Here is a 12,307-nt window from a genome sequence, read left to right as displayed (position 1 = left end):
CCGCCATGCCGATGATCGATGCCGACGGTTGCCTGATCAACGTCTCCGTCGAAGGCCGCGACGGCGGGCCGACCCTGATGCTCTCCAACTCGCTCGGCTGCACGCTGCAGATGTGGGAGCCTCAGATGAAGGCGCTGACGCAGGTGTTCCGCGTCATCCGCTACGACCGCCGCGGCCATGGCAAGTCGAATGTCCCGCCCGGCCCCTATTCGATGGAGCGCTTCGGCCGCGACGTGCTCGCGATCCTCGACGATCTCAACATCGAGAAGGTGCATTGGTGCGGCCTGTCGATGGGCGGCATGGTCGGCCAGTGGTTGGGTGCGAACGCACCGGAACGCCTCGGCAAAATCGTCCTCGCCAACACCTCCTGCTACTATGCCGAACCGACCAAATGGCTGGAGCGCATCCAGGCGGTGAAGGCAGGTGGCATCGCGGCGGTCGCTGATGCTGTGCTCGCGGGCTGGCTGACGGCCGATTTCCGCGAGCGCGAGCCGCAGATCGCGGCGAAGATGAAGTCGATGCTGCTCGCCTCCCCCGTCGAAGGCTATCTCGCCTGCTGCGAGGCGCTGTCGACGCTCGACCAGCGCGCGCTGCTGCCCAAGATCAAGAGCCCGACGCTGGTGATCGCCGGCCGCCACGACATGGCGACGCCGATCGCGGCGGGCGAATTGATCCGCAGCAATATCCCCGGCGCGAGCATGACCATCATCGACGCCGCCCATATTTCCAATGTCGAGCAGCCCCACGCCTTCACCGACGCGGTGGTTGGGTTCTTGATGCAACGATAGTGCCGCACGTTCGGACACCTCTCCCATCGGGAGAGGTCGGCGCAAAGCGCCGGGTGAGGGGTTACGGTCTCTCATGGACACCTGAGCCCCTCACCCGATTTGCTGCGCAAATCGACCTCTCCCCCGATGGGGAGAGGTGAAGAACCGAGCAAGAGGAGAAATCAATGGACGACCAAAAGCGCCGCGATGCCGGCATGAATGTGCGCCGCAAGGTGCTCGGCAATGCCTGGGTCGACAAGTCGATCGCCAACCGCAACGCGTTCAACACCGACTTCCAGGACCTGATCACCCGCTATGCCTGGGGCGATATCTGGACCCGGCCGCATTTCGACGAACGCACGAGACGGGTGCTGGTGATCGGCACCATGGTCGCGCTCGGGCAATGGGACGAATTCCGGCTGCACGTGCGCGCAGCGCTGGCCGAGGGCGGCTTCACCCCCGACGACATCAAGGAAATCCTGCTGCAGCAGGCGATCTATTGCGGCGTTCCGGCAGCGAACCACGCCGTGAAGGAAGCCTCAGCGATTGTGCAGGAGCTCGGCCTGCTCAAAACCTAGCGGCGCGGCGGCCTCGACGGCCTTCGGCGCCTCCGGCCGTTCGATCACCATCACGATCGCAGCACCGAGCAGCAGCAACAACTCGGTGGCGTGTAGCCGGAGCGCCGCCATCTCGCCGACCTTCGAGGCCATCACCATGCTTGCAAACGAGATCAGGCTGCCGATCGCAAGTGCGATGCCGAGGGCTTCGTCGCTGCTGCCGCTCTTGCGGGTGCGGGGAATGCACAGAAGCGCGAGATAGATCGCAAAGAACGCCACAACGGTCGCCCGGCCGAGGGCCAGCAGCCAGGCGGCGCGCACCGTGCTCATCCCCGCCATCTGCAGGTGATCGCTGAGGAACAGCGCCACCGCCACGCTCGGCCGCTCGTAGAGGCCATGCACCGGCGCGATGACGATGTTGAAGGCGACGAGCGTCCAGGCCGGAATGAAATAGGCCGCCAGCAGCGCGCCGTTGACTGAGCCGATCCGCCAATTCGTGAACATGCCGCTTCCCGCTTCGTTTGCCGCGCCCCCACGGGGGACGGCGGCGATATTGCCGGGAGCTAACTCGCATCAGACTGTGGCGGCAATTTAAACCCTTTGTTTACCTTAACTGGCCCGCCGCCACCTTCGTCATTCCGGGGCGGTCCGCAGGACCGAATCCGGAATCTCGAGATTCTCAGGTGCGCATGCGCACCATAGTTCGACGCTTCGCATCGCGCCGAAAGACGAGAGAGCCCAAGCTTAGCGCACCCAAAAGAAAAAGGCCCCGCCTTTTCGGCGGGACCTCCACTGCTCTCCACTTGGCCTTGGCTTGCCCGTGGGCTCCCAGTCTACCTGTTATCCTGCTGACCGCCCTGCTGGCCGGGCTTCTCGCCCTGGCGCATCGGATCCTGCTGCTGCTGTCCGGGTTTCTGACCGCCGCCCTGCTGCTGCTGAGGATTGCGCTGGCCTGGGTTCTGACTCTGCTGGCCCGGATTCTGGTTCTGCTGCTTCGTCATTCGGGGGAACTCCCTTGTTGGACGTCAGAGGCGAGACAACGGCCGCCCCTTATTTTGGTTGCCCGCGGAACCCGGTTCCTCCGTTTTGGGGGAACCAGAAGGCGAAAATCACCTCTGCACAAGCCTTTATGTCGAGGCTTGGCCTGTTGCGGCGGCCAGTTCCCTCCTGTTAGAAAACGAGACGAACGCTCAAGGGCTGCCGGGGCCCTAGAACTCTCTCTCTAAAGAGCTCCCTTTGAGCCGCGACAGGTTTGGTACGGCAGCCTATGGATTATTTCGCCCAGCAGCTCATCAACGGCCTCGTGCTCGGCTCGATCTACGGCCTGATCGCGATCGGCTACACGATGGTCTACGGCATCGTCGGCATGATCAATTTCGCCCATGGCGACATCTTCATGATCGGCGGCTTCATCGCCCTCATCACTTTCCTGATCCTGATCTCGCTCGGCCTGACCGCTATTCCGGTGATCCTGCTCGTGGTGCTGCTGGTCTCGATGGCGATCACCGCCCTCTATGGCTGGACCATCGAGCGCATCGCCTACCGGCCGCTGCGCCATTCCTTCCGCCTCGCCCCGATGCTGTCGGCGATCGGTATGTCCTTCGTGCTGACCAACTACTCGCAAGTTGCGCAGGGCGCGCGCGTCAAGCCGATCCCACCCTTCATCACCGGCGGCTACACGCTGCATGAAAGCCCCGACGGCTTCGTGATCCAGCTCTCCAACATCCAGATCATGGTGGTCGTCACCACGATCGTGCTGCTGGCGATCTTCACCTGGCTGGTGTCGCGCACCCGGCTCGGGCGCGACATGCGCGCGTGCGAGCAGGACCAGACCATGGCGGCGCTGCTCGGCGTCAATGTCGACCGCACCATCTCCATGACCTTCGTGATCGGCGCGGCGCTCGCTGCCGTCGCCGGCCTGATGTACCTGCTCTATTACGGCCTGGTCGATTTCTTCATGGGCTTCGTCGCCGGCATCAAGGCATTCACCGCGGCCGTGCTCGGCGGCATCGGCTCGCTGCCGGGTGCGATGCTGGGCGGGCTCGCGATCGGCCTGATCGAGACGTTCTGGTCGGCCTATTTCTCGGTGGAGTACAAGGACGTCGCGGCCTTCTCGATCCTGATCGTGGTTTTGATCTTCATGCCGACCGGCCTGCTCGGTCGTCCCGAAGTCGAAAAAGTCTGACGGACCGGCCCGCGTGACAACCATTCCTCAAACCACGCACGCAAGTCGCACCGCCGGCATCCCCTCCATTCTGAAGACCGCCGTCATCAACGCGCTGGTTGCGCTGGTGCTGTTCTCGCTGATGGTCGGCATCCGCACCGAGGCGGGCTCCGACGGCCAGCTCACCTACTGGACGCGCTTCGGCGAGCTCGCCTCGCTCGTCGCCGTCGTGTTCGGCGGCTCGATCGTGATCGAGCTGCTCAGGCAATGGATCGGTCCGAGCGGCGCCGAGCGGCTCGTGCCGCCGGCAGTGCACACCGGAATGGCGTTCGTTGGCCGCTTCCTCGCACCGGCCCTTCTGATCTTCGCCCTGCTGGTGCCGGTGATCTTCTATAACCAGCGCTACATTCTCGATCTCGCGATCCTAGTACTCACCTATGTTATGCTGGGTTGGGGGCTGAACGTCGTGGTCGGGCTCGCCGGCCTGCTCGACCTCGGCTACGTCGCCTTCTATGCGGTGGGCGCTTATTCCTACGCACTGCTCGCCACCAATTTCGGCTGGTCGTTCTGGGTCTGCCTGCCGCTCGCCGGCATCCTCGCGGCCTTCTGGGGCATGCTGCTCGGCTTCCCCGTGCTGCGCCTGCGCGGCGACTATCTCGCCATCGTCACGCTCGCCTTCGGCGAGATCATCCGCCTCGTCATCATCAACTGGCAGGAGCTGACCGGCGGGCCGAACGGCGTCTCCGGCATTCCGCGCCCCACGCTGCTCGGCATCCCGCTCGACAACAGCGACGACGGGCTCGCCGCCAAGCTCGGCATCGAATATTCGCCGACCCATCGCATCGTCTTCCTGTTCTACCTGATCCTGGCGATGGCTTTGCTCACCAACTGGGTGACGATCCGCCTGCGCCGCTTGCCGATCGGGCGCGCCTGGGAGGCGCTGCGCGAGGACGAGGTCGCCTGCCGCGCGCTCGGCATCAACACCACCTCCACGAAGCTCACGGCGTTCGCGACCGGCGCGATGTTCGGCGGCTTTGCCGGCGCGTTCTTCGCCACGCGTCAGGGCTTCATCAGCCCGGAATCCTTCACCTTCCAGGAATCGGCGCTGGTGCTCGCTATCGTCGTGCTCGGCGGCATGGGCTCGCAGCTCGGCGTCGCGCTCGCCGCGCTCACGATGATCGGCGGCTTCGAGCTGTTCCGCGGCCTCGAGACCTACCGCATGCTGGTGTTCGGCATGGCGATGGTGCTGATCATGATCTGGCGGCCACGCGGCCTGATCGGCCACCGTGCGCCGACGGTGTTCCTGACGAAGGCGAAGGCGATCTCCTCCGACCTCGTCAAGGAAGGGCACGGATGAGCGGCGAGAGCATCCTGAAGGTCGACAAGCTCACGATGCGCTTCGGCGGCATCGTCGCCGTGCACGAGTTGTCCTTCGCGGCCGAGCGGCGCAAGATCACGGCGCTGATCGGGCCGAACGGCGCCGGCAAGACCACCGTCTTCAACTGCATCACCGGCTTCTACAAGCCGAGCGGCGGCACCATCCGCCTCACCCATGACGACGGCAGGCAGATCGCGCTCGAACGGCTGAACGATTTCCGAATCGCCAAGCAGGCCAAGGTCGCGCGGACCTTCCAGAACATCCGACTGTTTCCCGGCATGACGGCGCTGGAAAACCTGATGGTGGCGCAGCACAACGCGCTGATGCGCGCATCCGGCTTCACCTTCCTCGGCCTCATCGGCGTGCCCACCTACCGCAGCGCCGAAGCGAGCGCCATCGCGCTCGCCACCGAATGGCTGCGGCGGGTCAACCTGCTCGACCGCGCCGACGATGCGGCCGGCAACCTCGCCTATGGCGACCAGCGCCGGCTCGAGATCGCGCGCGCGATGTGCACCGAGCCCGCGCTGTTGTGCCTGGACGAGCCCGCCGCCGGCCTCAATGCCCGCGAGAGCGCCGCCTTGAGCGAATTGCTGCTGTCGATCCGTAACGAACTGGGCACCTCGATCCTCCTGATCGAGCACGACATGTCGGTGGTGATGGAGATCTCCGACCACATCGTGGTGATGGACCACGGCATGAAGATCGCGCAAGGCTCGCCCCGCGAGGTCCGCGACGATCCCAAGGTGATCGCCGCCTATCTCGGCACTGACGAGGAAGAGGCCATCGCCGTGATGGAGAGCGGGTCGTGACCTCACCCCTGCTCACGATCCGCGGCCTGCGCGCCGCCTACGGCAAGATCGAGGCGCTGAAGGGCGTCGACATCGAGATCAATCCCGGCGAGATCGTCGCTCTGATCGGCGCCAACGGCGCCGGCAAATCGACGCTGATGATGACGATCTTCGGCAAGCCGCGGGCCCGCGCCGGCCAGATCCTGTACGAGGGCCGCGACATCACGGACGTTCCGACCCACGAGATCGCGCATTTGCGCATCGCCCAATCGCCCGAAGGCCGGCGCATCTTCCCGCGCATGAGCGTTGCTGAAAACCTCCAGATGGGGGCGGACGCCACCGAATGCACGGAGGCGGAACGCGACGCCACGCTGGACCGCGTGTTCACGCTGTTCCCGCGGCTCAAGGAACGCTATGCCCAGCGCGGCGGCACGCTGTCCGGCGGCGAGCAGCAGATGCTGGCGATCGGCCGCGCTCTGATGAGCCGCCCGCGCCTGCTCCTGCTCGACGAGCCCTCGCTCGGGCTCGCGCCGCTGATCGCGCGCCAGATCTTCGATGCGATCCGCGTCCTGAACCGGCAGGACGGCCTGACGGTGCTCATCGTCGAGCAGAACGCCAACCACGCGCTCAAGCTCGCCCATCGCGGCTATGTCATGGTCAATGGCCTGATCACGCTGGCCGGAACCGGCGCCGAATTGTTGCAGCGCTCCGAGATTCGCGCCGCCTATCTGGAAGGCGGCCGGCACGGCTAGGCGCCCTCGAGCGCCGCAAATGCGGCGAGATATCCTCTGCCCTGCCCGTATTTTGCCGGTGACTTCTCCGCAAATTCATTCGAGAATGGCGCCGGTTTGAGCCGGGCATGCCCGGCAACGTCCACAGGCGACCACCCGCGAGGTATCTCATGAAATCACTGAAGCTCATCGGTCTGGCATTCGGCGCATCGATCGCGCTGTCGAGCGCGGCATTCGCGCAGGATGTCACAGTCGCAGTTGCAGGCCCGATGACCGGCGGCGAGTCCGCCTTCGGCCGTCAGATGAAGAACGGCGCGGAGATGGCCGTGGCTGACATCAATGCCGCCGGCGGCGTCAACGGCAAGAAGCTCGCGCTCGACGTCGAGGACGACGCCTGCGATCCGAAACAGGCACGCTCGGTCGCCGAGAAGATCGCCAGCGCGAAGATGCCGTTCGTCGCCGGGCACTATTGCTCCTCGTCGTCGATCCCGGCGTCCGAAGCCTATGCCGACGGCAACGTCCTGCAGATCACGCCGGCCTCGACCAACCCGCTGTTCACCGAGCGCAAGCTCTGGAACGTGGCGCGCGTCTGCGGCCGTGACGACCAGCAGGGCCTGATCGCGGCGCAGTACATCGCCAAGAACTTCAAGGGCAAGAACATCGCGATCCTCAACGACAAGACCACCTACGGCAAGGGTCTTGCCGACGAGACCAAGAAGGCGCTCAACAAGGCCGGCATCACCGAGAAGATGTACGAGTCCTACAACAAGGGCGACAAGGACTTTAACGCGATCGTCTCGCGCCTGAAGCGCGACAACATCGATCTCGTCTATGTCGGCGGCTACCACCAGGAGAGCGGCCTGATCCTGCGCCAGATGCGCGACCAGGGTCTCAAGACGGTGCTGATGGCCGGCGACGCGCTCGCCGACAAGGAGTACGCCTCCATCACCGGTCCGGCCGGCGAAGGCACGCTGTTCACCTTCGGCCCCGATCCGCGCAACAAGCCGACCGCGAAGAAGATCGTCGAGGCCTTCAAGGCCAAGGGCATCGATCCCGAGGGCTACACCCTCTACACCTATGCTGCGATGCAGGTCTGGTCGCAGGCGGCCAAGAAGGCCGGCACGACCGACGCCAAGAAGGTCATGGACGCGATGAAGGCCGGCAAGTGGGACACGGTGATCGGCCCGATCGAGTATGACGCCAAGGGCGACATCAAGCAGATCGACTACGTCGTCTACAAATGGGACGCCAAGGGCGGCTACGCCGAGATCGTCGGCGGCGGCACCTGAGACAGCGAAGCTGACCTTTCATCCAGTCGCATCAGGCGCCCCGGTTCGCCGGGGCGTTTTCGTTGGCTAGACGGCCGCCTGTTCGGCGGCCCCCTCCTGGCTTTGGGCCGCCTTGAGCGCCCGCAGCAGGTCATTGGGCCGGAACGGCTTCTGCAGGCACACCACGTTGGCGAGATCGGGCGCCTCGCCCATGAAATCCAGGGCGGTCATGCCCGAGATCGCAACGATCGGGAAGCCGGGAACCCGCTCGCGGATGGTGGCCATGACCTCGATGCCGCTGGTATCCGCCAGGAAAATATCGACTATCGCAGCGTCGAAAGCGTCTTCGGCGAAGGCCTTCAGGCCGGCCGCGCCGCTTTCCGCCTCGACCACGTCATAGCGGTTGACGCGGAGCACGATGGCAACCATCGCGCGGACGTCCTTCTGGTCGTCGATAACCAGGACTCGCGGCATGGGAACAACTCCCGGATTCCAATCATTATTTCGTTCAATTCAAACGAAACGTGCGGTACGGCAGTATGCGTCCCACCAGTAAAGCCAACCTTACCAGCTACCTGTTCCGCGTCCCCATCCAAGTTAAGTAAGCTGTAACTCTCGGTTGAGTCGCGGGCTCGTCCCCTTAGGACACGCGCCCGGAGCCGGCTACCATGGAGGATAAGGCAGCCGGCGACTGAAGTGACGCGGTTATCCACGGCGGCCAGCGAGAGGTGAACGTGCCTGTACCGAACGACCGAAGCACATTCCTTTCGACCCTGCCGGCCACACAGAGCGATCGCAGAACAGCATTGGCGATCGTTGGCATTTCCGCGTTTCTGTTCGCCCTGGCCGTCCCCTTCGCCAGCGTTCCGCTTGAACGCATGCCGGCCTTCATCGCGAGCTATCAATCCGCTCTTGCTGTCTGCGACATCATCACCGCAGTCCTGCTGTTCTCGCAGTTTGCGGTGTTGCGGACCCGCGCGCTGCTGTGGCTTTCGAGCGGCTATCTGTTCACCGCGGCGGCCGCCGTGGTCCACGCGCTCAGCTTCCCCGGCCTTTTTGCGCCGAATGGGCTGTTTGGCTCCGGCCCGCAGACAACCGCCTGGCTCTATATGATCTGGCACGGCGGCTTTCCGCTGTTCGTGCTGGCCTATGTCTGGTGGAAGGGGGCGAACGGTCGGGCCGAAATGTCGGCTTCGACGCGAAACGCGATCATCGGCAGCCTGCTTGGCGTCGGCGCGGCATTGGCGGCCCTCACCTGGATCGTGACCGCAAGAGACGGTCTACTTCCGCCACTGTTGAAGGAAGGCGGCGGCTTCACGGCGGCGCAGGTGGGCGTGATCTCCTTCGTGTGGTCGTTGAGCTTTGCCGCCCTGATCGGGCTGTGGTTCAGGCGGCCGCATACGGTGCTCGACGTCTGGCTCATGGCGGCGATGTGCGCCTGGCTGTTCGATATCGCCCTGTCGGGGATCTTCAACAGTGCCCGCTTCGATCTCGGCTTCTACGCCGGCCGCCTCTACGGCCTCTGCGCCGCCATGTTTGTGCTCGCGGTGCTGCTGGTGGAGAACGTCCGACTCCAGGCCCAGATGGCGAGGCAGGTCGGCAGGCTGCGGCGGCAGTCGAGCTCCGAGCGCGACTATCACGCCGAGCGGGAACGGCTGTTCAGCGCCGTCGTCGAATCCTCCAACGACGCCATCATCACCAAGTCGCTCGACGGCACCATCACGAGCTGGAATCACGCGGCCGAGCGCGTCTTCGGCTACTCCGCGACGGAGGCGGTCGGTCGCCCGATCGACATCATCGTCCCCGAGGGACGGCGCGACGAGACCAAGGAAATCCTGGCCCGCACCCGCAACGGCGAGGTTGTCGACCAGCACGAAACGGTGCGGATGAAGAAGAACGGCCAGCCGGTCGACATCATGCTGAGCCTGTACCCGCTGCGTACGCCCGAGGGTAAGATCATCGGCGCCTCCAAGGTCGCCCGTGACATCACCGAACGGAAACGGACGGAGATCGCGCTCAACCGCGAGATCGAGGAACGCCAGCGCATCTTCGAGACCTCGCAGGACCTCATCCTGGTCACCGACGGCTACGGCACTTTCGTCCAGGTCAGCCCGAGCGCGACCGCCATCCTAGGCCTCAAGCCGGAGGACATGATCGGGCGCAGCGCGACCGAGTTCATCCATCCCGACGATCTCGAAAACACCCGCAACGAGATGCGCGCGGCGCGCCGCGGCCAGGTCAAGCGCAGCTTCGAGGCGCGCTACTACCACTACGACGGTCACGAGGTCACGCTGAACTGGATGGGCACCTGGTCGGAGCCCGTGAAGCGCCATTTCTTCATCGGGCGCGACCTCACCGAGAAGCAGGCCGCCGAGGCCCAGTTCCGGCAGGCCCAGAAGATGGACTCCATCGGCCAGCTGACCGGCGGCGTCGCCCACGACTTCAACAACGTGCTCACGGTCATCACCGGTACGATCGGCATCCTGGCGGACGCCGTCGCCGACCGTCCCGAGCTTGCCGCCATCACCAAGCTGATCGACGATGCCGCCGAGCGCGGCGCGCAGCTGACCAAGCATCTGCTCGCCTTCGCCCGCAAGCAGCCGCTTCAGCCGCGCGAGATCGACGTCAACGCGCTGGTGCTCGAAGCGGCCAAGCTGCTGCACCCGACCCTCGGCGAGCAGATCAGCATCACGCCCATGCTCACCGAGGATGCCTGGCCGGCGCTGATCGACCCGGGCCAGCTCTCCACCGCGATCCTCAATCTCGCGCTGAATGCGCGCGACGCCATGCCCGACGGCGGCACCCTGGTGCTGGAGACCCGCAACATCTTCCTCGACGATGGCTATGCCAGCATGAATCCCGACGTGGTTGCCGGCAACTACGTGATGATCGCGGTCAGCGACACCGGCAGCGGAATTCCGCCCGACCTGATCGACCGGGTGTTCGATCCCTTCTTTACCACCAAGGAGGTCGGCAAGGGCACGGGGCTCGGGCTCAGCATGGTGTTCGGCTTCGTCAAGCAGTCCGGCGGCCACGTCAAGATCTACAGCGAGGAAGGCCACGGTACGAGCGTGAAGATCTACCTGCCGCGCTCGAGCGGCGTGCAGGAGACCGAGTACGAGGCGCTCCAGAACGTGCCCATCGCCGGCGGCGACGAGAAGATCCTGATCGTCGAGGACGACACCCTGGTCCGCCAATATGTCGTGACCCAGATCAAGAGCCTCGGCTATGCCGCGCTCGAGGCCGCCAATGCGGCCGAGGCCCTCACCATCATCGATGCCGATGCCGGCATCGACCTGCTCTTCACCGACGTCATCATGCCGGGCAACATGAATGGCCGTCAGCTTGCCGACGAGGCGGCACGCCGCCGCCCCGATCTGAAGACGCTGTTCACCTCGGGCTACACCGAGAACGCCATCGTCCATCACGGCCGGCTCGATTCCGGCGTGCTGCTCCTGGCAAAGCCCTACCGCAAGTCCGAGCTCGCCAGGATGATCCGGACGGCGCTCGCCAGTTGAGCGGCCCCCGCACCTGCGCTATCGCTTCACGTCGTCTGCAGCGCATGGAGTGCCGTCCGTGAAAAACCTTCTCACCGATATTGCCGGCGTGCGCGTCGGTCATGCCGACGACGCCAAGCTCGCCTCGGGTACGACCGCGATCATCTTCGATTCCCCGGCGGTGGCAGCGATCGACGTCCGCGGCGGAGGCCCCGGCACGCGTGAGGTCTCGCTGCTCGATGTCGCCAACACGGTCGAGCGCGTCGACGCGATCGCGCTGTCCGGCGGCTCCGCCTTCGGGCTCGATGCCGGCGGTGGCGTGCAGGCCTGGCTCGCCGAACAAGGCCGCGGCTTTCGAATCCGCGAGGCCGTGATCCCCGTCGTGCCCGGCGCGATCGTGTTCGATCTGCTCAATGGCGGCGACAAGGCCTGGGGCCGCTTTTCGCCCTACCGCGATCTCGGCTACGCCGCGGCCGCGGCCGCCGGCACCGATTTTGCGCTCGGCAGCGTCGGCGCCGGCCTCGGCGCCACGACGGCCACCTTCAAGGGCGGGCTCGGTTCGGCGTCGGCCGTGACTGCGAACGGCGTCCAGGTCGCCGCGATCATGGTCGTCAACGCGGTCGGCAGCGTCACCGTCGGCGACGGGCCGTGGTTCTGGGCCGCGCCGTTCGAGCAGAACGGCGAGTTCGGCGGGCGCGGCCTGCCGCCGAAATTCACGCCGGACATGCTGGCGATGCGCATCAAGGGCGGCCCGGCCGCAAGCGAACGCGAGAACACCACGATCGGCCTCGTCGTCACCGATGCCATCCTGACCAAGGCGCAGGCCAAGCGGCTCGCGATGATCGCGCAGACCGGAATGGCCCGCGCCATCTACCCCGTGCATGCCCCGCTCGACGGCGACGTGCTGTTCGCGGCGGCCACCTGCGAGAAGCCGATCGAGCCGCTGGTCGAGCTCACCGAGCTCGGCATGGTCGCTGCCAACGTCGTCGCGCGCGCGATTGCACGCGGCGTCCATAGCGCGACCGCGCTGCCGTTCGCGGGCATAGTGCCGGCGTGGAAGGATCGGTTCGGCTAGCGGCGTGGCCGCTGCGTAGGTGCGCTCCCTCGCCGCGCTTGCGGGGAGAGGTAAGGCGTCAGCGCTATTTAGTTCGGACTAG

The 12,307-nt window shown here is 65.3% G+C and carries 12 protein-coding genes; 9 read left to right on the top strand and 3 right to left on the bottom strand.

Annotated elements, in window-relative coordinates:
• Positions 1-5 precede the first annotated feature (5 nt).
• Both pcaD and AXW67_RS20645 read left to right on the top strand, forming a co-directional pair.
• Positions 6-788: a 3-oxoadipate enol-lactonase gene (pcaD, locus tag AXW67_RS42030; RefSeq protein ID WP_063679324.1), complete on the top strand. Its 783-nt coding sequence runs from the start codon at positions 6-8 to the stop codon at positions 786-788.
• 164 nt (positions 789-952) lie between these two features.
• Complete coding sequence (locus AXW67_RS20645) at positions 953-1,345, top strand: carboxymuconolactone decarboxylase family protein (protein ID WP_063679323.1); 393 nt, start codon at positions 953-955, stop codon at positions 1,343-1,345.
• Here the strand turns inward: AXW67_RS20645 and AXW67_RS20640 are convergent.
• Together AXW67_RS20640 and AXW67_RS43250 are read right to left on the bottom strand one after the other, a co-directional pair.
• Positions 1,307-1,828, bottom strand: coding sequence for a hypothetical protein (locus AXW67_RS20640; RefSeq protein ID WP_027552530.1), 522 nt, complete (start codon positions 1,826-1,828; stop codon positions 1,307-1,309). The genes AXW67_RS20645 and AXW67_RS20640 overlap by 39 nt on opposite strands.
• A gap of 329 nt (positions 1,829-2,157) precedes the next feature.
• Complete coding sequence (locus AXW67_RS43250; RefSeq protein WP_198024720.1) at positions 2,158-2,325, bottom strand: hypothetical protein; 168 nt, start codon at positions 2,323-2,325, stop codon at positions 2,158-2,160.
• 266 nt (positions 2,326-2,591) lie between these two features.
• Between AXW67_RS43250 and AXW67_RS20635 the strand changes: the two genes are divergently transcribed.
• The 5 genes from AXW67_RS20635 (at position 2,592) to AXW67_RS20615 (ending at position 7,674) form a co-directional block, all read left to right on the top strand.
• On the top strand, positions 2,592-3,509 hold the full coding sequence (locus tag AXW67_RS20635; RefSeq protein ID WP_063679322.1) for an ABC transporter permease subunit: 918 nt from the start codon (positions 2,592-2,594) through the stop codon (positions 3,507-3,509).
• Positions 3,510-3,522: 13 nt separating this feature from the next.
• Positions 3,523-4,845: a high-affinity branched-chain amino acid ABC transporter permease LivM gene (gene livM, locus AXW67_RS20630; RefSeq protein ID WP_063679321.1), complete on the top strand. Its 1,323-nt coding sequence runs from the start codon at positions 3,523-3,525 to the stop codon at positions 4,843-4,845.
• Positions 4,842-5,675, top strand: coding sequence for an ABC transporter ATP-binding protein (locus AXW67_RS20625; RefSeq protein WP_027552533.1), 834 nt, complete (start codon positions 4,842-4,844; stop codon positions 5,673-5,675). Before livM ends, AXW67_RS20625 begins: the two co-directional genes overlap by 4 nt.
• Positions 5,672-6,406, top strand: a complete 735-nt coding sequence (locus tag AXW67_RS20620; protein ID WP_063679320.1) for an ABC transporter ATP-binding protein — start codon at positions 5,672-5,674, stop codon at positions 6,404-6,406. The genes AXW67_RS20625 and AXW67_RS20620 overlap by 4 nt, the downstream gene beginning before the upstream one ends.
• 149 nt (positions 6,407-6,555) lie before the next feature.
• Positions 6,556-7,674, top strand: a complete 1,119-nt coding sequence (locus AXW67_RS20615) for a branched-chain amino acid ABC transporter substrate-binding protein (RefSeq protein WP_027552535.1) — start codon at positions 6,556-6,558, stop codon at positions 7,672-7,674.
• Between the two features lie 66 nt (positions 7,675-7,740).
• On the opposite strand, the gene AXW67_RS20610 is transcribed toward AXW67_RS20615, so the two are convergent.
• On the bottom strand, positions 7,741-8,127 hold the full coding sequence (locus tag AXW67_RS20610) for a response regulator (protein ID WP_063679319.1): 387 nt from the start codon (positions 8,125-8,127) through the stop codon (positions 7,741-7,743).
• 260 nt (positions 8,128-8,387) lie between these two features.
• On the opposite strand from AXW67_RS20610, the gene AXW67_RS20605 reads away from it, so the two are divergent.
• Both AXW67_RS20605 and AXW67_RS20600 read left to right on the top strand, forming a co-directional pair.
• Complete coding sequence (locus tag AXW67_RS20605) at positions 8,388-11,171, top strand: PAS domain S-box protein (RefSeq protein WP_201723697.1); 2,784 nt, start codon at positions 8,388-8,390, stop codon at positions 11,169-11,171.
• Positions 11,172-11,229: 58 nt separating this feature from the next.
• A complete protein-coding gene (locus AXW67_RS20600; protein WP_063679317.1) occupies positions 11,230-12,225 on the top strand; it encodes a P1 family peptidase in 996 nt (331 codons plus the stop codon).
• Positions 12,226-12,307: the final 82 nt, after the last annotated feature.

Source organism: Bradyrhizobium neotropicale (assembly GCF_001641695.1).
GTDB lineage: Bacteria > Pseudomonadota > Alphaproteobacteria > Rhizobiales > Xanthobacteraceae > Bradyrhizobium > Bradyrhizobium neotropicale.
This window is presented reverse-complemented; position numbering and strand designations above follow the sequence as displayed.